At 66.1% G+C, this 21031-nt stretch carries 17 protein-coding genes; 7 read left to right on the forward strand and 10 right to left on the reverse strand.

The annotated features are described in order from the left end of the window. Nucleotides 1-42 precede the first annotated feature (42 nt). Together ACW5DN_RS13655 and dsbD are read right to left on the reverse strand one after the other, a co-directional pair. A complete protein-coding gene (locus tag ACW5DN_RS13655) occupies nucleotides 43-639 on the reverse strand; it encodes a TlpA family protein disulfide reductase (RefSeq protein ID WP_456963357.1) in 597 nt (198 codons plus the stop codon). Continuing rightward, nucleotides 636-3164 (reverse strand): protein-disulfide reductase DsbD, encoded by a 2529-nt coding sequence (gene dsbD, locus ACW5DN_RS13660; RefSeq protein ID WP_456963358.1) that lies wholly within the window; start codon nucleotides 3162-3164, stop codon nucleotides 636-638. The genes ACW5DN_RS13655 and dsbD overlap by 4 nt, the downstream gene beginning before the upstream one ends. Before the next feature lie 624 nt (nucleotides 3165-3788). Here dsbD and groES point away from each other — a divergent pair. Together groES and groL are read left to right on the forward strand one after the other, a co-directional pair. Next, nucleotides 3789-4076: a co-chaperone GroES gene (gene groES / locus ACW5DN_RS13665; RefSeq protein WP_456963359.1), complete on the forward strand. Its 288-nt coding sequence runs from the start codon at nucleotides 3789-3791 to the stop codon at nucleotides 4074-4076. Between the two features lie 76 nt (nucleotides 4077-4152). Then, nucleotides 4153-5805, forward strand: a complete 1653-nt coding sequence (gene groL / locus ACW5DN_RS13670) for a chaperonin GroEL (RefSeq protein ID WP_456963360.1) — start codon at nucleotides 4153-4155, stop codon at nucleotides 5803-5805. A gap of 78 nt (nucleotides 5806-5883) precedes the next feature. Here groL and ACW5DN_RS13675 read toward each other — a convergent pair whose 3' ends face one another. The 7 genes from ACW5DN_RS13675 to ACW5DN_RS13705 all read right to left on the reverse strand — a co-directional run bounded on the left by ACW5DN_RS13675 (nucleotide 5884) and on the right by ACW5DN_RS13705 (nucleotide 14493). Then, nucleotides 5884-8100 (reverse strand): hypothetical protein, encoded by a 2217-nt coding sequence (locus ACW5DN_RS13675; protein WP_456963361.1) that lies wholly within the window; start codon nucleotides 8098-8100, stop codon nucleotides 5884-5886. Nucleotides 8101-8329: 229 nt separating this feature from the next. Beyond that, on the reverse strand, nucleotides 8330-8785 hold the full coding sequence (locus ACW5DN_RS13680; RefSeq protein WP_456963362.1) for a hypothetical protein: 456 nt from the start codon (nucleotides 8783-8785) through the stop codon (nucleotides 8330-8332). Next, nucleotides 8782-9138 carry a hypothetical protein gene (locus tag ACW5DN_RS13685; RefSeq protein WP_456963363.1) on the reverse strand — a complete coding sequence of 119 codons (357 nt, stop codon included), beginning with the start codon at nucleotides 9136-9138 and terminating at the stop codon, nucleotides 8782-8784. The genes ACW5DN_RS13680 and ACW5DN_RS13685 overlap by 4 nt, the downstream gene beginning before the upstream one ends. A gap of 33 nt (nucleotides 9139-9171) precedes the next feature. After that, nucleotides 9172-9915 carry a carboxypeptidase-like regulatory domain-containing protein gene (locus ACW5DN_RS13690; RefSeq protein ID WP_456963364.1) on the reverse strand — a complete coding sequence of 248 codons (744 nt, stop codon included), beginning with the start codon at nucleotides 9913-9915 and terminating at the stop codon, nucleotides 9172-9174. Then, nucleotides 9912-11030, reverse strand: coding sequence for a hypothetical protein (locus ACW5DN_RS13695; RefSeq protein WP_456963365.1), 1119 nt, complete (start codon nucleotides 11028-11030; stop codon nucleotides 9912-9914). Before ACW5DN_RS13695 ends, ACW5DN_RS13690 begins: the two co-directional genes overlap by 4 nt. A 187-nt stretch (nucleotides 11031-11217) precedes the next feature. Then, nucleotides 11218-13842, reverse strand: coding sequence for a protein kinase domain-containing protein (locus ACW5DN_RS13700; RefSeq protein ID WP_456963366.1), 2625 nt, complete (start codon nucleotides 13840-13842; stop codon nucleotides 11218-11220). Nucleotides 13843-13932: 90 nt separating this feature from the next. After that, complete coding sequence (locus ACW5DN_RS13705) at nucleotides 13933-14493, reverse strand: ECF-type sigma factor (RefSeq protein WP_456963367.1); 561 nt, start codon at nucleotides 14491-14493, stop codon at nucleotides 13933-13935. Between the two features lie 261 nt (nucleotides 14494-14754). On the opposite strand from ACW5DN_RS13705, the gene glnE reads away from it, so the two are divergent. Then, a complete protein-coding gene (glnE, locus tag ACW5DN_RS13710) occupies nucleotides 14755-17703 on the forward strand; it encodes a bifunctional [glutamate--ammonia ligase]-adenylyl-L-tyrosine phosphorylase/[glutamate--ammonia-ligase] adenylyltransferase (protein WP_456963368.1) in 2949 nt (982 codons plus the stop codon). A gap of 12 nt (nucleotides 17704-17715) precedes the next feature. Here the strand turns inward: glnE and ACW5DN_RS13715 are convergent, their stop codons facing one another. Beyond that, the gene (locus ACW5DN_RS13715; RefSeq protein ID WP_456963369.1) at nucleotides 17716-18678 is read right to left on the reverse strand and encodes a mitochondrial fission ELM1 family protein; all 963 of its coding nucleotides are present in this window, start codon (nucleotides 18676-18678) and stop codon (nucleotides 17716-17718) included. A gap of 161 nt (nucleotides 18679-18839) precedes the next feature. Here ACW5DN_RS13715 and ACW5DN_RS13720 point away from each other — a divergent pair, with 161 nt between their 5' ends. The 4 genes from ACW5DN_RS13720 to ACW5DN_RS13735 are packed head-to-tail and all read left to right on the forward strand — an operon-like array spanning nucleotide 18840 to nucleotide 21027. Next, complete coding sequence (locus ACW5DN_RS13720) at nucleotides 18840-19439, forward strand: malonic semialdehyde reductase (RefSeq protein ID WP_456963370.1); 600 nt, start codon at nucleotides 18840-18842, stop codon at nucleotides 19437-19439. Nucleotides 19440-19477: 38 nt separating this feature from the next. Next, nucleotides 19478-20065: a YceI family protein gene (locus ACW5DN_RS13725; protein ID WP_456963371.1), complete on the forward strand. Its 588-nt coding sequence runs from the start codon at nucleotides 19478-19480 to the stop codon at nucleotides 20063-20065. 9 nt (nucleotides 20066-20074) lie between these two features. Next, entirely contained in the window at nucleotides 20075-20794 is a 720-nt protein-coding gene (locus tag ACW5DN_RS13730; RefSeq protein WP_456963372.1) for a pirin family protein, read from the forward strand. Between the two features lie 35 nt (nucleotides 20795-20829). Then, a complete protein-coding gene (locus tag ACW5DN_RS13735) occupies nucleotides 20830-21027 on the forward strand; it encodes a zinc-finger domain-containing protein (protein ID WP_456963373.1) in 198 nt (65 codons plus the stop codon). The last annotated feature ends 4 nt before the right edge of the window (nucleotides 21028-21031 follow it).

Below are 21031 nucleotides of genomic sequence, written 5' to 3' on the forward strand. Positions count from 1 at the left end.
TTTGAAAAATGTCAGGGTCCGGGAACGCCGCTGTCCCGGCGGTTATTGGCGTACCCAGTGATCAATCTCGCCGGATTGAAACGGGCCGATCTTCTGCTTGACCAGCCGACCCTGGCCATCCAGCAGGACCGTATATGGCAGCACGCCTCGCAGATTGCCCAACTGCACGCCGGAATCGGCCGGTCCGGCGGCATCGATCAGGATCGGATAACTCACCGGGATCTTCTGCAGGAACGCGTCCACGGCGTCCGCATCGTCCAGTGCGATGCCGATGACCTGCGTCCCATCAGTGGCCTGACTGGTGGCAAAGCGGTCCAGCTCCGGCATCTCCTCGATGCACGGGCCACACCAACTGGCCCAGAAGTTGATCAACTGGGGACGACCGAGGTGCGCCGCTGGCAATTCGATGATGCGGCCGTCCAGATCCGGCAGGTGCAGGGTCGGTATCGTCTCGCCGCGCTCGGCGACTGCAAGCCCGGCCGGCGCGGGCGGTGCAGTGGCCGAGATCGCCTGGTGCAGGGCGCGCTGGCCGAGATCACTGCGCAACAATGGATCGGAACCGTTGAACCACAATCCGGCAGCGGCGCCCACGACGCCGGCGGCCACCGCGACCAACACGATCCGGGTGCCGGACTTCATGCTCCAGCTCCCATCGAGCTGCGTGCGTATTGCGCGCGTTCGGCGAACTTGCCGGCTTTTTCGAAACCGAACAGTCGCAATTCGCGTATCTCGGCACCGTCGACGTAGTACAACGTGGCCGGCGGGCCGATGATGCCAAGCGCCTTCATCAGCGCCTGGTCCGTGGCGTCGTTGGCGGTGACATCGGCCTTGAGCAGGACGAAACCATCCAGCGCAGTGTGCACTTGCGGCTCGGGGAAGGTGTACTTCTCCATCTCCTTGCAGGCCACGCACCAATCGGCATAGAAATCCAGCAGCAGCGGTTGGCCGGCATCGCGTGCGGCCGCGACCTCACGTTCCAGGTCGGCCACGGACTTGATGGGACGGAATGGCAGCTCGCGCGATTCAGTCGCCGTGCCCGAGGCCAGACCGTCCAGCGGACGCAGCGGGTCGCTGCTGCCGGCCAGCGATCCGACCAGCTGGCTCGCCCCGACCACGCCCAGTGCGATGGCGGCGGTCCAGCCCAGCACGCGCAGCACGTCGCGGGCGGCGGGTTTGGTGGCCGCCAGTGCCAGCGACGCCGCCGCTGCAATCAACAGCAAGCCCCACAGCGCCAGCGTCCACGAGTCGGGCAGCACCCGCGACAACATCCATATTGCCAAACCCAGGAACACGAAGCCGAACGCGCGCTGCACCGCGACCATCCACGGCCCGCTGGTCGGCAGTCCCTTGCCGGCGGCGACGCCGAACGCCAGTAGCGGCACGCCCATGCCCATCGCCAGCAGGAACAACGCGGCGCCACCAAATACCGGGTCCTGGGTCTGGCCGATGTAGAGCACGGCTGCGGCCAGTGGCGGTGCCACACAGGGGCCGACGATCAGCGCCGACAGCGCGCCCATCACGGCCACGCCGGCCAGTGAGCCACCGCGCTGATGGTCGGCCAGCGAGCCCAGCCGATTGCGCAGGCCCGACGGCAGCTGCAGCTCGTACAGACCGAAGCTGGACAGTGCCAGGGCAACAAACAGCAGGGCGAACGTCCCCAATGCCCACGGGTTCTGGAAGGCAATCTGCACGTTCGCGCCCACCAGCCCCGCCACCACGCCGGCGACCGTGAACACCAGCGCGCTGGAGAACACGTAAACGAAGGACAACCCGAATGCGCGCCCGGCACCCAGCCCCTTGTCGTGGCCGGCGGATGCGCCGGCAATCAGTCCCGACAGGATCGGGATCATCGGCAGCACGCAAGGCGTAAATGCCAGCAACAGGCCGAATCCGAAGAAGCTCAGCAGCGCCCACCAGCGGCTCGGTCCCGACAAAGCGTCGGCCAGCAGGCTGTCCTGCGCTTGCGGTAGCTGGTTGGCGTCTGGTGCGCCGGTGCTGCCGGGGGAGGCAAACCCGTCGGTGCCCGCCGTGGTGGCCTCGGGGGTGGCTGTCCCGATCGCGGCCCTGGAGTCCTGGTCGGCATTGCTCGCTATCGGCGAATCCGGAATATCGGCGGCCACTTCGTTTACGGCAGGCGCGTCGGTGCTCGTCGCCTGGTTTGCCGCAGCCGTTGCGGTGGCCGCCGTGCCGGTCGGCAACGCCACATCGACCGTTCGCGTCATCGGTGGATAACAGATGCCATCGTTCTGGCAGCCCTGGAAGGTTGCGGTCAGCGTGACCGTGGTCGCATCCGTGCGTTGGCGCATCAATGGCAGGGGTACGTCGATCTGGTCGAAGTACACCACGACATCGCCGAAATATTCGTCGCTGTGGTCCGTCCCGCGCGGCCATTGAGGTTTACCCAGGCGGATGCCGGCGTCGTTTGCAGCCAACGCCAGCGTGGTGTTGTCGCGATACAGGTAATACCCGCTGGCAGGAGTGAAGCGCAGTAACAACGAGTCCCCGTCGCCGGCAATGGCCTCGAAGCCGAACGCCTGCTCGGGCGGCAATGGCAACGGGTCGGTGCCGCTATTCGTCCAGCCGCCAAGCAACGAGCCCGATGATCGGGAGCCCGACAGCAGCGGATTGGCACTGATCGTGTTCGACAGGCCGCTCCCGGAACGCGGCGACACCACGTTTGCCGGATCCGCGTTTGCCGGGCTCGCGGCGGATGGGTCCAGTGGCGCTGGCTGCGCCGGCAACGCGACCGTCAACGTACGGGTCTGGGGCGGGTAGCAGATGCCCAGGTCCGCACAACCCTGGTACTTGACCGTCAACGTCGTGCTGGCGGCCGCCGCCGTGCCCGGCAGCCTGGCGCTGAGTCGGTCACGATAAGTCTCGACCTTGCCGAAGAACTCGTCTTCGTGGGCCTGGCCCTTGGGCAACTGCAGCGGCCTTGCTTCGAAACCGGCGTCGGTGGTCACCGAGATGCGATGGCGGTAGAGGTAGTAGCCATCGGCGATCTTCCACTGGATGGCGACCGCATCGGCGCTTCCGGCGCGTGCGCTGACCGCGAATGCCTCGTCGACCGGCAGCAGGTCATCGGGATTGATCGCCGCACCTGCGGGCAATGCCAGCGCCGCCAACACGACAAGGGCGCTGACCCAGGTCGTCCACCCACCCATGCGTCGAATGCAGCGCGGCGAAGGGTTCGGTTCAGTCATCGTCATCATTTATCTGTTCGGCGATCCACGCCAGGTACGGGGCGTGTCCGCCGACGGCTTCGACCGCGATCAACTCCAGGAGTTCTTAAGCAATAAACGATCACGACCGACATGCGGACGATTGTACTGATGCGAGCTGCTCGTGACGGCGGTGGCCCTTGCCCGCCGTCACGGCCCGGGATAGTGCTCTGGTGGCAGCGCTGATAGTGGTTGCCTATGGCAAAAGTGACGAAAATCGGCCAATATTGCCGCTGGCCGACAAGGAGTCGGCTTTGACGAGGGGGTCAGGTCAGGGGAGGGGCGCAGGATGCGCCGAGCTGGATGCCATTCCCGAACCAGGAGGAGCGCGTTTCCCATGGGAGGCGCGCTCTTTCTTTATCGGATTCCGCCAGCTTCGAGCTTGCCGCCGCCGTGGGCAACTAATCCGCGGACGAGCCCTTGAAAGCCCTGCCGCACGCCCCATCTTCGTGTGCAGTCCCGGCTTGTCGGGCGCGCTGGCAGTTGATCCGGTATCGGTCCGGTCGGCGCGAGCGTCGAAATCCCACCGTTTTACGATTTTTTCAACCATCTACGAGGTTGCTGCAAATGAATATCAAGCCGCTGTTCGACCGCGTGGTCATCAAACGCATGGAAGAAGAAAAGATGTCCGCTGGCGGCATCGTGATCCCGGACTCCGCCACCGAGAAGCCGATCAAGGGCGAGGTTGTCGCCGTTGGCGAAGGCAAGACCCTGGACAATGGCAGCGTGCGCGCCCCGAAGGTCAAGGCCGGCGACAAGGTGCTGTTCGGCAAGTACAGCGGCACCGAGGTCAAGCTGGACGGCACCGACCTGCTGGTGGTGAAGGAAGACGACATCTTCGCGATCCTCGACTGATCCGGGCGCCAGGGCCGGGGTTTCCCGGCCGGTCACCCACTCTTTTCTCCAATTTACGTTTTTGAGGTTTTAGACAATGGCTGCCAAGGAAATTCGTTTCGGCGAAGACGCGCGCTCCAAGATGCTGCGCGGTGTCAACACGCTCGCCAATGCCGTCAAGGCAACTCTGGGCCCGAAGGGCCGCAACGTCGTGCTCGACAAGAGCTATGGCGCCCCAACGATCACCAAGGACGGCGTGTCCGTCGCCAAGGAGATCGAGCTGGCCGACAAGTTCGAAAACATGGGCGCGCAGATGGTCAAGGAAGTCGCCTCGCGCACTTCCGATGATGCCGGCGACGGCACCACCACCGCGACCGTGCTGGCCCAGGCGTTCATCCGCGAGGGCATGAAGGCGGTCGCCGCCGGCATGAACCCGATGGACCTCAAGCGCGGCATCGACAAGGCCGTAACCGAGGCCGTCGCCGAGCTGAAGAAGCTTTCCAAGCCGTCCTCGACCAGCAAGGAAATCGCCCAGGTCGGTACCATCTCGGCCAACTCCGATGCCAACATCGGTGACCTGATCGCCAAGGCGATGGACAAGGTCGGCAAGGAAGGCGTGATCACCGTTGAAGACGGTTCGGGCCTGGACAACGAGCTGGACGTGGTCGAGGGCATGCAGTTCGACCGTGGCTACCTGTCGCCGTACTTCATCAACAACCAGCAGTCGATGCAGGCCGACCTGGAAGACCCGTTCATCCTGCTTTACGACAAGAAGATCTCCAACGTGCGTGACCTGCTCCCGGTCCTGGAAGGCGTGGCGAAGGCTGGCAAGCCGTTGCTGATCGTTGCCGAGGACGTGGAAGGCGAAGCGCTGGCGACCCTGGTGGTCAACACCATCCGCGGCATCGTCAAGGTCTGCGCGGTGAAGGCACCGGGCTTCGGCGACCGTCGCAAGGCGATGCTGGAAGACATGGCCGTGCTCACCGGCGGCACCGTGATCTCCGAGGAAGTCGGCCTGCAGCTCGAGAAGGCGACCATCGCCGACCTGGGCCGCGCCAAGAAGGTGCAGATCTCCAAGGAGAACACCACCGTGATCGACGGCGCCGGCGAGACCGGTGGCATCGAGGCGCGCATCAAGCAGATCAAGGCGCAGATCGAAGAGACCTCTTCGGACTACGACCGCGAGAAGCTGCAGGAGCGCGTGGCCAAGTTGGCCGGTGGCGTGGCGGTGATCAAGGTCGGTGCCTCGACCGAGATGGAAATGAAGGAAAAGAAGGCCCGCGTCGAAGATGCCCTGCACGCCACGCGCGCTGCGGTGGAAGAAGGCGTGGTTCCGGGCGGCGGCGTTGCCCTGATCCGTGCACTGGCCGCGATCACCGGTTTGAAGGGTGACAACGAAGACCAGAACCACGGTATCGCCATTGCCCTGCGGGCGATGGAAGCGCCGTTGCGCGAGATCGTCATCAACGCTGGTGAAGAAGCCTCGGTGATCCTCAACAAGGTCATGGAAGGCAAGGGTAGCTACGGCTACAACGCCGCCAACGGCGAGTATGGCGACATGCTCGAGTTCGGCATCCTGGACCCGACCAAGGTCACCCGCACCGCGCTGCAGAATGCCGCGTCGATTGCCGGCCTGATGATCACCACCGAAGCGATGGTGGGCGAGGTGCCGAAGAAGGACGAGCCTGCGATGGGCGGCGGCGGTGGCGACATGGGTGGGATGGGCGGTATGGGCGGCATGGGCTTCTGATCCAGCCCGACCGTTCCGGATGCATCAACAAAAACCCCGCCGTGAGGCGGGGTTTTTGTTTGCCTGCGAGCCGGGGGGTTACAGGTCGACGCCGAAGCCCACGCCCGCCGAGCGTTCGCTGCCGCTGAAGGCGGTTCCGAATGAGAACGAGGTCCGCCCGATGCGCTTGCCGTAGCCGATCGACAGGCCCTTCTCCCCGCCCTGGAAACCCGCACCTACGGCGATGCGGCCGTTCTCGCTCTGACCGCCGGCGGCGTTCATCGCCATGTTCAGCATCGCCGCGCTCATGGCACCCATGCGGTCGATCCGGCCATCCTGCTGGTGCAGGCGGCGATCAACGTCCTCGAAGCGATCCTCCAGTACGGTCATGCGGTCGTTGATCCCGCCGACATCGAAACCGACCAACTGCTGGATCGCAGAGTCGGTGTAGGTGTTGGCCGACGACAGCGTGGCCGTATCGCCAGACTGCATGTCACCGCGGATGGCGACCTCGCGCTCGTCGGTGTACTCGCCGGCCTCGGCGAGGGTGGCGGCATCACCGGACTGCATGTCGGTGCGAATGGCGACCTCGCGCCCGTCGGTGTAGCTGTTGGCCCCGGCGAGGGTGGTGGCATCACCGGCCTGCATGTCGGCGCGGATGGCGGTCTCGCGGGTATCGGTGTAGGCAGTGGCAGTGGCCAGGGTGGCGCCATCACCGGCATCGGAGTGCGCATTCGCGCTGGTCAGGGTGGCCGCGTCACCGGTGTCCGCGATCTCCTGCACGCGGGCTTCGCTGATGCCGCCACCGCCGACCACCCCGTCCAGCGCGGACTGCATCTGGCGCAGGTTGACCGCATCGGTGCCGGTGATGGCATCGGCGACGTTGGTGATGCGACGCTCGTTGTCGACAGCGCCGACCGAGACCGTGTTGGCCTCGCTGGCGACCGAGGAGGCGCCGAGCGCCACCGAGTTGGTGGCATCCACCGTCACCTGCGCCTGCGCACCCAGGGCAACGCTGTTATCGGCCAGTACCGCAGCGCGGGAGCCGATGGCGATGTCGTTCGGGCCCGCTGCGTTAGCTTCCGAGCCCAGGGCCAGGCTGTCATCGCCGGTCGCCACCGAGCTGTATCCCAGGGCGGTACTGCGCGCGCCGCTGGCGATATTGCTGCTGCCGAATGCACTGCTGCGGGCGCCGGTGGCCTTGTTGTTATGCCCGAAGGCATTGGTGTGCTCGCCGTCGGTGGTGTTGCCGTAACCGAACGCGCTGCTCAGGACGCCCCCCGCCGTGTTGCTGCGGCCAAAGGCGCTGGCATGTTGGGCGGTGGTGGTATTGCCGTTGCCGAAGGCGACGCTGTGGACGCCGGCAGTCTCGTTGTCGCTGCCGAACGCCGTGCTGGAGTCGGCTGTGGTGGTGTTGCGCAGGCCGAACGCGGTTGTCTGTGAACCCTCGGCGATGTTGCTGTAGCCGAATGCCGTACTGCCGAAGCCGGCCGCCTCGTTGAGGCGTCCGAACGCGTTGCTGTGCTGGCCGGACGAGCTGTTGGAGAAGCCGAACGCGCTGCTGAGATCGCCTCCGGCCTCGTTGCTGCGGCCGAACGCGCTGCTGGAGCTGGCGCTGGCGGTATTGCCGCTACCGATGGCATTCGCGGTGGTGCTGGTGGCCTCGTTCCCGCCGCCGATCGCATTGCTGCCACTGCCGGACGCGTTGTTGCCGTAGCCGATCGCAGTGCTGCGATCGAGCGAGGCGATGTTGTTGTTTCCAAAAGCGATGCTGGAGCTGCCGCTGGCGGTGTTGCTGCGGCCGAACGCGGTGCTGTCATCGCCGCTGGCAGTGTTGGAGAAGCCGAATGCGCCCGCGGAGGTGCCGCTGGCCTCGTTCCCGCCGCCGAAGGCGATGCTCTGCGTCCCCGTGGCGGAGTTCGACCGGCCGACGGCGCTGGCCTGATGGCCGGACGTGTTGCGGTAGCCGACCGCGGTGCTTTCGCGGTCCTCGGCGATGTTGTTGTGGCCGATCGCGGTGCTGTTGTGGCCCCGGACGATGTTCTCGAAGCCGAACGCGCTGGCGTTGGTGCCGCTGGCATGGTTGCCTTCGCCGTAAGCGCTGGCGCCGACGTGGCAGGTGCTGTTGCCCTCGCCGTGCTCCTGGCCCTGGGTTTTGTCGATCGAGGCGTCCTGCTCCCACTCGTTGGTGGTGGTGTTGAACACCCAGCAGTCGGGGCCGCCGACGGCCGCCTGGGCCGGCATGGCGATGGCCAGGCCGAGCGCAAGGGCGAGCGGCACGAGTTTGAGGGTGTGGGGGATGGCGGGGTACTGCATGAGGTCTCTCTCCGTAGTGGATAAACGTGCCGCGCACGAGCGCCGGACCCTCCAACCACGCAAACGGGCGGCAAGAACTGACAGGAATGAGACATTTTTTTGTGAACGGCCTTTCTCAGCCTTCGGCGTGAAGTGTCATTCCACGACCACCGTCCCCGCTTGTCGTCGCCCAGGGCCGGCGACGGCGTCCATCTCGCTCACCCCATCTCGTCTTTTCGAGCCTGGTGGCTCAGCGCGCCTCGTAGGACACCTGACCGTCAAGGCCGGCGACTTCACCCTCCGGATGGAAGCGGAGGCGGAAGCTGCTGTTTTGCTTGTTCAGACGCAGGGTGCTCTCCACGCTGCCCGGGTGGCCGGGACTGACGATCACCTCCGCCTTGGTGCCGGTGTTGCCCCGCAGTTCGATCCGTACCGTGCCCTGCTGGACGGTGAAGTGTCCGGTCACGAACGCCTGGCGCCGCTTGGTCTTGACCTTGATGCTGGCCGAGGCCTGCCGGTCGAACTTCTCGATGGTGACCGTGCAGTCCTTCTTGACGGCGACGTCGGAGAGGTTCGAACCCGAGCACTTCACCACCGCGGCGTGTGGAGGCGCTTCGCACGCGGATAGCGCGAGGGCGAGGGACGCGGCGACAAGGCCCGCCAACCACCAACGTTTTTTCGCGGCACGGAGCGTGGGGCGCATCATCTGGAGGTGACCTTCAGGCGCTCGACGCTGCCGGAGACGGGGGCGTCACAGCTGTCCTGGTTGGAGAAGCCCGCGACCGGCATGTTCTCGCTTCCCTGGCGCTCTCCGGCCGCTATCTCGTGGCAGGCCGAGCCGGTCATCTCGCCGCCGTTCTGGCAGGTGATGATCAGATCCCAACAGGCCTCGAAGCTGCCGTCGCCGCCGGTGCGCTGCACCTGGCAGTCGACGCCGTGGGGGCCGGGTGTGCCGCAGTCGACGCGTGCGGAGTCGGGGTTGGAATTGACGGTACACGCGGCGAGCACCAGCCCGGCGGTGGACAGGGCGGCGGCGCGGGCGATGGTTTGCAGCTTCATGAGGTTGATGCTCCGGATGAGTTCGTGGGATTTTCAGTAACCGATGACGATGGATACGGAAGCGCCTGTGCTGCCGCCGGATTTGGGTATGAAGTCGAGCTGGAGTTCCGATTCGAAATCGCCGTCCGTATGCCAGTCCTGGATTCTCAGCGGACGCGGCCCGTCCTTGTTCTTCAATATCGCCGTGACCGTGTAGCGGCCGATCGGGATGTCTTGCAGGTAGCCGAACTGCACCCAGTAATGGTCTCCCTGCCGCAGGACGAGTGTCTTGCCTTCCGAGCCGTCGATCAGCGGGCCGCTGGGCGTCAAGGTCAGTTCGACGTCTTCCATGTCGTCGTAGAAATCCGTGTCCTGGAATACCGTGACCAGGCCGCCGTAGTAGTTGTATTCGTTTTCCGGCTCGCGCCCCTCCAGTTTCCAGACGAAGTTGCGGACGGCGCCGGTGTCGTCGAACGAATCGATGGTGTCGGGATGCAGATCCAGGGAATAGGTTTTCCCGTTGTATGTTTTCTTGAAGGAAGCGTAGGCCCGCCATGCGCCGGGCTGGGCCTTGATCCTGTAGGTGCCGTCTTCCTTGGTGGAGCCCTTGATGTAGGACGCGTAGAACACGGTGTTGTCCAGCAGGATTCTTGCTCCGGCAATCGGCTTGCCCTGCGTGTCGACGACTTTCCCGGTGGCGTAGCCGCCTTCTGCCTTGGCCGTGCCGGTGCCGTCGTTTCCTCCGCAGGCGGCAAGTCCCGACAGGATCAGTCCGGCCAGGAGAGTCCGTGCAATCAACGCCCGAACAGCCCGCGCAGCACGCTCTTGGCCGCATCCTTGGCCGCGGGTTTCGCGGCCTCCCGAGGATTGCCGATGGCGCCGCCCGACGGCATCAGCATCGCGGTGGACTTGTTGCGCACGTGCACGCGCCAGCCGGGCTGGGTGATCGTGCGTTCGTTGCCGTAGGCGATCATCTGCACCATCGGCGCGGAGCCTGCGAACACCTCGCGCGGGATCTGGCAGCTGCGCGCGTCGGCGCCCAGCAGCGTGCGCTTCTTCGTCCACTGCGCGACCAGCGATTCGGGCAGGAAGTCGACCAGCTCCGGGCCAGCGTAGCCGTCCTCGGCGCTGCTCCACATCACGATGGTGTCGCCGTCCGACGCGGTGGCGTGGATGAAGTAGGCGCGCGCGCCATCGACGCCGCTCCAGCTCAGCAGCGTGCCCTGGTCGGTGGTTTCACGGTCGAGTTCGAGATCGGGCAGGAAGTCGTGGTCGCGGCCGAGATCGAACTGCATCGAATCCGGCAGGCCGTCACCGGTGACGTGGTGCTTGCCGGCCAGCGACGCCTTCGTGGATACCGATTTGCGGTGCGACTGGTTCGGCCACAGCGCATGCTCGGGGCCGGCGTCGATGCCGTGCTGCGGCACCTTGCGCGGCGTCATGGCGCGGCCACTGTTGACCGGCTTGCCGTTGCGCACGCTCATCGTGAACTCGGCCGGCTGGCCGGCGCGCACCTGCTCGCCGCAGCCCCAGTAGTAGCGGATCTTGTAGGGGCCGCCGTCAGCGAGGGCCTGGTGGCTGGTTGAGCCGTCCGTGCCGCCGTCGTGGCGCGCCTGTTCGCGCGCGGGCGGCAGGAGCGCGATCTCGTCGCCCAGGCGCAGGCCCTTGGGAACGGCGTGGTTGGCCGGCGTGCCGGGCTGGCTGCGGTTGTGCAGCGCCACGTCCAGGTACCTGCCGGGCATCCCCGGATGCCGGGCCATGCCGTAGCTGGCGTTGCCACCGGACATGGCCCCGGCCATGCGGCCGAGCGCCCCGAGTCCGCCCATGCCGGGCATGGTGTGCGTGGCGACGTCGATGTAGAGCTCCGCCTGAGCGGCCTGTGCGGCAGCGGGCGCGGGGAGGACGGCAGCCATGGCGAATGCCAGCGCCGACGGAACGAGGGAAGAAGAAAGATGCATGTTGGAGCCACCCGAGGAGGGGCGGGCCGAACGGCGACCCGGCCGTGCCCGGTGCATCCGGACACTCCATCCACGAGATTTGGTGGCGGGGACTGACAGGGGCGGTGACGACAGGGCCGCCGAAAGACAGCCCGGCCTGCCGTCAGGGAAGTGCCAGGCAGTTGGCTTCGGTGGTGGCGGCAAGGCACTGCGCCACGGGCGGGGCATCGTCGATGAATGCCGCGGCATCCGCAGCCAGGGTCGCTCCAGCCTCGACATCGCCGGTCTTGTTCGCCAACAGCAGTGAAAGCATCCAGGGGCGCATCCACGAGTTGTCCAGCCCGCGCTTCACGCGCTGGCGCAACCCCTCCGCCAACTCGGTGGCTTCCTCCAGCTTTCCTTGCGCCATGCGAACTTCGGCTTCGGCCAGGTCATAGATATGCGAAGTCCCGACATCGGAGCGGGCGTTGCACTGCTCGAGAGCCTGGCTTGCCTGCAAAACGTTGCCTTGGCGCAGGTGGAGCGACGCGCGCATGCCGCAGATGCTGCGTCCGATGGCCGACTGGTTGCTGTCGTTGAGTATCCGCAGCGATTCGGCCACCTCCAGTTCCTCGAGCGCGGACGGATACCGGCCGAGCGTAGCCTTGATGATGCCGCGGTAACGGGCGCACTCGGAGGCGCTGAGGCTCTTGCGGTCGATCGCGCGATCGATGTCCGCGCTCCGTTCGTAGTGCGTCAGGGCACGATCGAGTTCGCCGGCCAGATGCAGGTGTGCGGCCATGTTGCAGTGGATCGTCGCGGCGAGCTGGTGTGGTTGCTTGTAGACCTCATCCACGATCGCCACGGCTTGCTCGAGCATCCGGGTGGCCCGGTCGGTCTTTCCGGCAAACAGGAAGATGCGCGAATTGTCCGCGAGCCTGTAGGCATACCAGCCACTGTGCTCCCCGTCGAGCAGTCGGCCGAGCCGCAGTTCTTCCTCCACGACCTCCATGAGCTCGTCCTGGTCACCGTCCCCGAGGCTCATGGCGGTGCCCAGCGTGTGGAGGATGTCGCGATGCAGATAGCTGTCGGAGAATCCTGCGGCGATGGCATCCTCCAGAACCTTGCGCGTCATGGTTTCCGCGGCCGCCGGGTCGAGGTAGACGGTCGCCTGGGCGACGCTCAATCGCGCGTCGAGCAGGTCTTCCTCCGGGACATCGTTGGCAGCGGCGATGGCGACCGCTTGCTCGCTTACATCGACGGCTTCCTTCAGCCTGCCGGAGTTCCAGTGGATCTCGGCCAGCTGGCGTTTCGCCAGTACCCGCTCACGCGCGCCCGCGCCTTGCCCCACGCGATGATCTTCGAGCAGGCTGAGGGCCGCCAGGAGATCCTCCTGGGCGAGATCGTAGCGACTGAGATGCTTGCGCGCCGTTCCGGTGAGGATGAGGATATCGGCGGCGGCCAGGGGATCATTGGCCAACAAGTCGGAACGCGCACGCCGTGACCCTTCTTCGAGCAGTTCCAGCGCATCAGGTACGTCCCCGACCGCAGGCTCGGTGGACGTGAACACCTGTTCGAGGAAGTCGCGCACCAGCACCGCGCGCTGTGCTTGCACGTTCGCGTTCTCGGCCTCGCGCCGGGCTTCGCCGGCCTGCCACAGCGTGGCGCCGACGCCCGCACCGAGGCTGGCCACCAGCAGCACCGCTGCGGCCACGCCGCCTTTGTTGCGTGCGACGAACTTGCGCACGCGATAGCCCAGCTTCGGCTTCTGCGCCAGCACCGGCTGGCCATCAAGCCAGCGGCGCAGGTCGTCGGCAAGCGCCTCGGCGGTGGGGTAGCGCTGCTCGGGTTCCTCGGCCAGGGCCTTGAGCAGCACCCGATCCAGGTCGTTCTTCAGCGGGACGTAGTGGCGGTGGTAGGCGTCGTCGATGCTGCGTACCAGCAGCGAGGGGCGGGTGGTGTCGGTGCCTTCGGTCGCCTCCTGCGGGGCGCGCCCGGTCAGCAGCCGGTGCAGCAGCGCGCCCAGCCCGTAAACGTCCATTGCGGTGCTGGGCGGGTCGCCGCGCAGCTGCTCGGGTGCGGCGTAGCCTGGCGTGAGTGCGCGCCACATCGTCTGCGTGCGTTCGACTTCGGCATCGGCGAACTGGCCGATGCCGAAGTCGAGCAGGCGCACGTGGCCACCAGTGTCCACCAGCACGTTGGAGGGCTTGAGGTCGCGGTGGATCACCAGGTTGCGGTGCGCGTAGGCCGCTGCGCCGCAGACCTGCAGGTACAGGCGGACGATCGCGCGTGCGTCCAGTGCGTTCGCGTCGCACCAGCGGTCGATGCGCTCGCCTTCGACCAGCGGCATCGCCAGCCAGAACGTGCCGTCATCGGCCACGCCCGAATCGATCAGCGCGGTGACGTTGGGGTGGTTCAGGCGCGCCAGGATCGCGGCCTCGCGCCGGAACCGTTCGCGCCCGGTGGCGCCGAGCGCGCCCAGGGTCAGGATCTTCACCGCGGCCTTCTGGCGCGTCATTCCCTGTTCGCGCCAGGCGCGGTAGACCACGGCCATGCCGCCGCGACCGAGTTCGCTGTCCAGCGTCCAGTCGCCCAGGCGGCATCCGGCCAGGTTGCTGCCACCGGGGTCGAGCGAGGCACGCGGACGCTCGTGTGCGGTGATCAGCTGGACGAGGCGCCGGCGCACCGGTTCGGGCAGCGCCTGCGCCGCCAGCCAGGCCTCGCGTTCGGTTTCGGTTTCGGGCAGGTCAAGCCACTGGCCGAAGGCGGCGTCAGCGGCCTGCCAGTGCGCAATCTTTTCGGGATCCATTGTCGTCCTCACGAGATTTGGCGGCGGGGACTGACAGGTCCCGCGAAGCCTCAGGGCAGCGTCAACTACAGGTGCGCGGTCACTTCAGGCTCAGTCGTCTCCATCGTCGAGCATGGCCTGCAGGAAGGCGCGGGCGCGCTCCCATTCGCGGTAGACCGTGCGCTCGGAGATCTCGAGCAGGCCTGCGATCTCGCCGAACTCCATCCCGGCGAAGTAGCGCAGTTCCACGATCTGCCGCCGCTGTGGGCTGATCGCCTCCAGCGCGTCCAGGCTCTGGTCGAGGATCAGCACATTGGTCAGCGCAGCTGGCGCGTCCGGGATCTGATCGTCGAGGCTGACCATCACCTGCCCGCCGCCGCGCTTTTCACTGGCGCGCTGGCGCGCGTGTTCGACCATGATCCAGCGCATCGCCTTGGCCGAGGCGGCGAAGAAATGGTTGCGGTCGGCAAGCGACATCGGCGAGGACTGGCTGATGCGCAGGAACAACTCATGCACCAGCACCGTCGGCGTGACCGTCGACTGGCGACCGTACAGGCGTGAGCCGGCGAGTCGGCGCAGTTGCGGGTACAGCGACTCGAACACCGCGCCCAGTTGCGCGGGATCACCGCCGCGAGCGAGCGCCAGCAGCCTGGTAATGTCTGCGTCGGACACGTCGCCCTATTCTCCTGTAGCCCCGATCCGAAGCTAGCAGTTGGGTGTGCACCGCGCAATCGCGCCCCACCGGCATTTGTGAACTACCCGGTTTTCTTTTGCACTGCAGCGTGCAACCCGACTAACAACTCCTTCACAGTTGAGCCGCATCCCGACGTGGGGGAGGGAGCAGGCCCGTTACCGGTTCGACCGGGACGGGCCTTTTAGTTCGCGCCTTTTTCTATGGACCGCAGCCGGACGCTCCAGTGCGATCATCTGTCGATGAACCCGTCCTCCGTACCCGATCGTCCAACCTCACATCGTGCGCTGTCCAGTCTCGACGAAGCCGCTCTGTCCCATCTGCAGCGCGCGTTGGAACAGTTGCGCGTCGGTGCGGCGACCAGCGGCGTTGTGCTGGATGATGCGGCAATCGAGCGTTGCCGCCCGGTTGCCCTTGCCAGTGATTTCGCGATCACGACCCTGGCGCGGCAACCCGGGCTGCTGGCGGCTGTGCTGGACGACGACGGTGCCGCCATCATGCCGCCGCCCGAATTGCACGCCGACAACCGCAACCAGTGGCCGATGCTGCTGCGCCGCTACCGGACCGCCCAGTCCACCCGATTGGTGTGGCGCGATGTGCACGGCCTGGACGATGTAAACGCGACCCTGGCCGGCAGCACCGCGTTGGCCGAAACCTGTCTGCGACTCGCCCTGGATGCGCTGGAGCAGGAATTCTCCGCCCGCCACGGGGTCGTGCGCGACGCGGACGGCAGCGTGCAGCGGCTGGTCGTGTTCGCACTGGGCAAGCTGGGAGGTGGCGAGTTGAACTTCAGCTCCGACGTCGACCTGGTGTACGGCTATGACCAACCCGGTGAGGTGACGCTGGCGGCCAGTGACGGCGCGCGCGCACTCGCGGCGGAAACCTGGTTTTCCCGCCTGGGACAGCAATTGGCCAAATTGCTCGACGAGGTCACCGCCGACGGCTTTTGTCACCGCGTTGACCTGCGCCTGCGTCCCTATGGCAACGCAGGACGGGTCGCGTGGTCGTTCCCGGCGATGGAGCAGTACTTCCAGCGCGAGGGTCGCGACTGGGAGCGTTACGCCTGGCAGAAGGCGCGGCCCGTGGCCGGCGATATCGAGGCCGGCGGACGCTTCCTGGAAACGCTGCGACCATTCGTGTACCGGCGTTACCTCGACTATGGCGCGCTGGACGGCCTGCGCACGATGAAAGCGGCCATCGCCGCCGAGGTGGCGCGCAAGGAGTTGGCCGATGACATCAAGCGCGGCCCCGGCGGTATCCGCGAGGTCGAGTTCCTGGTCCAGGCGCTGCAGCTGATCCGAGGCGGGCGGGAGCCGGCATTGCGCCAGCGCGCGCTGCAACCGGCGTTGGCGGCGCTGGTGGAAGCTCACCAGATAGAACCAGAGGCCGGTGCCGCATTGGCCCAGGCCTACCGGTTCCTGCGCCGGCTTGAGAACCGTCTGCAGATGCTGCGCGACCAGCAAACCCACGCGTTGCCCGACGACGCGAGCGACCGGGCCCGGATCGCGGCGGGCCTGGGCTATACGGACTGGAATGGCTTGCATGAAGCGCTGGACGGTCACCGCGCGGTGATCAACGAGGAGTTCAATGCACTGCTGGCGCCACGTGAACGCAAGCAGGCACCAGGTGCGCTGGCCGATTACTGGCTGGCCTTGCCCACCGCCGGCGATGTCGAGGTGTTGGCCGATGCCGGGTTTGATGATGCGGCACAGGCGGACGGGTTGCTGCGTGACTTCGCGCGCAGCCTGGGGGTGCGCGGGTTGTCGGACATTACCCGTGGACGTCTGGACCGGGTATTGCCGGCCTTGATCCAGGGGGCCGCGACCTCCAGCCAGCCGCTGCTTGGTCTGCGCCGGATGCTGGCACTGCTGCACAACATCCTGCGTCGTAGCGCCTATCTGGCCTTGCTGGATGAGCAGCCCGCCGCATTGGCGCGCCTGGTCGAGGTGGTCAGCCAGAGTGCGCTGCTGGCCGAGCGCCTGGCGTCATATCCGCTACTGCTTGATGAGTTGCTGGATGCCCGCATTGGCGGCCCGTTGCCGGGCCGCGAGGCGCTGATTGCCGCCTGTACCGCGGTGGCGAGCCACGTCGACGATAGTGCCGTCGATGCTCCGGAGGCGGTGCTCAACAAGTTGAACGAAGTACGCCAGGCGCTGAGCTTCCGCATTGCCATGGCGCACCGTGATGGCCGGCAACCGGCCGATGCCAGTGCTCGCCAGCTGGCGTGGTTGGCCGACGGTGTCATCCGGCGGGTCGTGGCATTGGCGGAGGGTGAGATCAATCGTGCCCACGGCCGCTTGCCGGGCGCCCGTTTTGCAGTGCTGGGCTACGGTTCCCTGGGCGGCGAGGAGCTGGGTTTTGGATCCGACCTGGACCTGGTGTTCCTGTATGACATCGACACCAGCAGCGAGCCCGGCGGGCACGATGGCGATATCAGCGACGGTCATGGCAATGACGTGATGTCCGATGGCAAGCGCCCGCTGGACGCGTCGCGCTGGTTTGCCCGACTGGCGCAGAAGGTGGTTGCACTGCTCGATACTCCGTCGGTTGCCGGTCGCCTGTACGAGGTCGACGTGCGCCTGCGACCCGACGGTGCCAAGGGCCTGTTGGTTTCCAGTTTGGCGAGTTTCTCCGAGTATCAAAGCCAGCGCGCCTGGAACTGGGAGCATCAGGCGCTGGTCCGCGCCCGCTGCGTGACCGGCGATCCCAGCCTGTGTGCCAGCTTCGGCAAGCTTCGTCGCGACATCCTCGCGCGCCCGCGTGATCCGGCGACCGTGCGCGCCGATGTATCGAAAATGCGCGTGCGGATGCGCGCCGAGCTCGACCGCAGCGAGAGCCCCGGGTCGCCCGGCGCGCGTTTTGATCTCAAGCAGGGCGAGGCCGGTCTGGTCGACCTGGAGTTCCTGTTGCAAGCGCTGGTGCTGGACCATGCTGATGTCGCGCCCGGGCTGTTGGGGCCGCGCGACACATCGGGCTTGATCGAGGCGATGCACGAGGCCGCGGTGTTCGACGACCCGACCCGGGCGTCGCTCCAGGCGGCGCATGCCACGCTGCTGGCGCGTGGCCTGGAATGCAGCCTGGATCGTCGGGAGCGTCGGCTGCCACTGGACGAATCCATCAACCTGGCGCGCACAGCGATCCGCGCCGCGGTGCAGCGCCATGGCCTGGAATTCAATTTCGCTGGAATTTAATCCTGCGGGAACTTAAACCCGATTGAGCCGGCGCTGTACTTCGGCGGCCACGCGCGCCGTCTCGCGCAGTGGGGTCACCGCAAAGGGCGCCATTGTGTCGTCGACCGGGCGCACCCGGCCGGAGCCGAGCAGGGTGTCGAGGAAGCGCCGGGGCCGGCCCTTCAGTTGCTCCAGGCCGGCGACGAACACCGGCACATTGGTAGCGCATGCCTCCGACAGCATGTTGACCGAATCGGCCGTGCACACGATGCGGTCCGCGCACGCCAGCAGCCCCGGATAGGGATTGGCGCCGTCGCCGGGCCCGCTCCAGACCATGCCGCTGCGGCCGGCGACATGGTGACGAAGCCGGCCTGCCAACTCCGCCGGTGTCCGGCGGGAAGTCGTAACCAGCAGGCAACCGTCTTCGGCTTCCGTGCAACGTTGCACGCGGGTGGCAATGGCCTCCAGCATCGCCGGCTCGTATCGTGCGTGCGCACTGCTACCGCCCAGCAACAGCGCGGTACGCGGTTGCGGCAGGGTCGCCAACGCGCTGAACCGGCGTCGCGCGGCAGCCAGCCATTGCTCGTCGACAGGATGCAGGCTGCCCAGCAACGGAATCACGTTGTCGCCTTCCAGTTGGTCATGCTCCGGGGCGATTACCAGATCCCAATGCCGGGTCGCGATCCGTGGGTCCAGGATTTGCACGCTGCGAGACCCGAGCCGACGCAGCAACCGGGTCGCCAGTGCGGCTTGACGGCCGCAGCCGATGGCCAGCTCCGGTGGTTTCGACAAGGCTTGGGCGAAGTCCGGGCCGAATGCCCAGCGTGCCAGGATGGATCCACGCGGCGCCGTCCACCGCCAGGGTGCACGGGCGTGCAGCGTCCAGTCCCGCGCTGGCCGAGACAGAGCGGCCGCCAATGCGTGGGCCTGGCGCAGATTGCCGGCGTGGCCATCGGTCAGGACCCAAGTGGATCCCTGCGGGTTCAATCGTTCCATTTTTGCACGTAATCCGTTTTAAAACGACCAATGGCAATGGATAATCGAGACCATACACTTGTCGGGTACGCGGCAATCCCGCCGTGCGGCCACCGACCAGCGGCAATGACGGCAGGTGCCGTTTCCCGACTCAGACTTGTCCGATCCAATGGAGATCATAAATGCCCCAGACCCGACACGACGCGCTCGATCAGCCGGCACTTGACCAGCTGTTCCGCACCGCCCGCACCCATAACGAGCTGGGAGGGGAGGTCAGCGACGCGACCTTGCGCCAACTGTATGACCTGGTGAAGTGGGGTCCGACCAGTGCCAACATGAGTCCGGCGCGTTTCGTGTTCGTGAAATCGGCCGATGCCAAGGCCAAGCTTGGCCCGGCGCTGGATGAGGGCAATCACGCCAAGACCATGGCCGCGCCGGTCACGGTGATCGTCGCCTTTGACGAGGACTTCCACGAGAAGCTGCCGTACCTGTTCCCGCACACCGACGCCAAGGGCTGGTTCGACGGCCCGCGCGAGAACCGCAGCCCGGCGGCGTTCCGCAACGGCAGCCTGCAGGGCGCCTACTTGATACTTGCCGCGCGTGCGCTGGGCCTGGACACCGGCCCGATGTCGGGTTTCGACAACGCGAAGGTCGACGAGGCATTCTTCAAGGGCACGGCGATCAAGTCCAACTTTCTGGTCAACCTCGGCCATGGCGACATCGGCACGTTGTTTCCCCGTTCGCCGCGACTGTCCTTCGATGAGGCGGCGCGGATTCTGTGAACCACTCAACACCACCTGACATTACGAGGAGTTACATCATGTTCAAGCGACTGATTCTTGTTGCCGCCCTGGCCACCGCCAGCACCGCGGCCTTTGCCGCTCCAGTCACCTACCAGCTCGATCCCGCGCATACCGACGTGATCGCGCAGTGGAACCATTTCGGCTTCTCCAACCCCAGCGCGCACTTCGGCAACGCCGACGGCGTGCTGGTGTATGACGCCGACAACGTTGCCGCATCCAGCGTGCAGGTGACCCTGCCGATGTCGGGCCTGGACAGCTTCACCGCCGACTTTGACGAGCACCTGCGCAGCGCCGATTTCTTCGATATGGCGGCATTCCCGGCTGCCACTTTCAAGAGCACCAAGGTCGAAGCCGCGGGCGAAGGCAAGCTGAAGGTCACCGGTGAGTTGACTATCAAGGACATCACCAAGGCGGTAGTGCTGGATGTGACCCTCAACAAGGCCGGCGAGAACATGGGCGGGCAGCTGGCCATCGGTTTCGATGCCACCACCACCATCAAGCGCACTGATTTCGGCGTCGGCATGTACGCCCCAGCGGTAAGCGATGAGGTGCGGATCCGCATCACCACCGAGGCAACGGTGCCCAAAGTCGAAACAGCGGAGTAACCTCCGCGCATGATCATCGAACGCCCTTCCGACAGTCGTGGCCACGGGCCGGAACAGGTGGATTGGCTGGACAGCCGGCACACCTTTTCATTCGGTAGTTATTACGACCCCGAGTGGATGGGCTTCGGTGTCCTGCGGGTCATCAACGAGGACCGCGTCGCCCCCGGCGCGGGTTTCCCGACCCATCACCATGGCAACATGGAGATCCTCAGTTACGTGTTGTCGGGCTCGCTGGCGCACCGCGACAGCAGCGGCGCCGAGGGCGTGGTCCCGGCGGGTGGCTTGCAGTGGATGGGTGCCGGCCACGGGGTGGATCACAGCGAGTACAACCACTCCTCGACCGAGCCGGTGCACTTCCTGCAGATATGGCTGCAGCCTGACCGGGTCAACGCGCCGCCGGGTCACGCGTTGCGGGAAGTGACCCGCGGCGAGGGCTGGCAACTGCTGGCCTCGCCCGATGGCGCAAACGGCAGTATCGCGATTCGCCAGGACGCTCGTCTGTACAAAGTCGAGCTTGAGCCAGGCTTGGCGGCGTCGCATGCCCTTGACCCCAAACGCCGCTATTGGCTGCATGTGGCCAGCGGTGAGGCGGTGGCGAATGGTCGCGAACTTGGCCCGGGTGATGCTCTGGGTTTCAGCCAGGAATCGGTGCCGCTTCAGTTGGTCGGCAGTGGCGCACGGACGGCCGATGTGCTGCTGTTCGACTTGCCCGGCGCAGCTGACTGGTAAACTGGCGCCCTCGCAGCAAATTCTCGATGCCCGCCATGACCGCAGCCCACGACCACCCCACCCAGGCTAACGCCGAACGGCATTACACCGTCACCCGCGCCGACCTGCCGTTGAGTTGCCCGTTGCCGTCCATGGCGTTGTGGAACTCGCACCCAAGGGTCTACATGTCGATCGAGGAAGACCTGGAGAGCGATTGCATGTACTGCGGCGCGCACTTCGTCCTGGTCGACTGATCCT

The organism is Lysobacter sp. A289 (genome assembly GCF_054072675.1).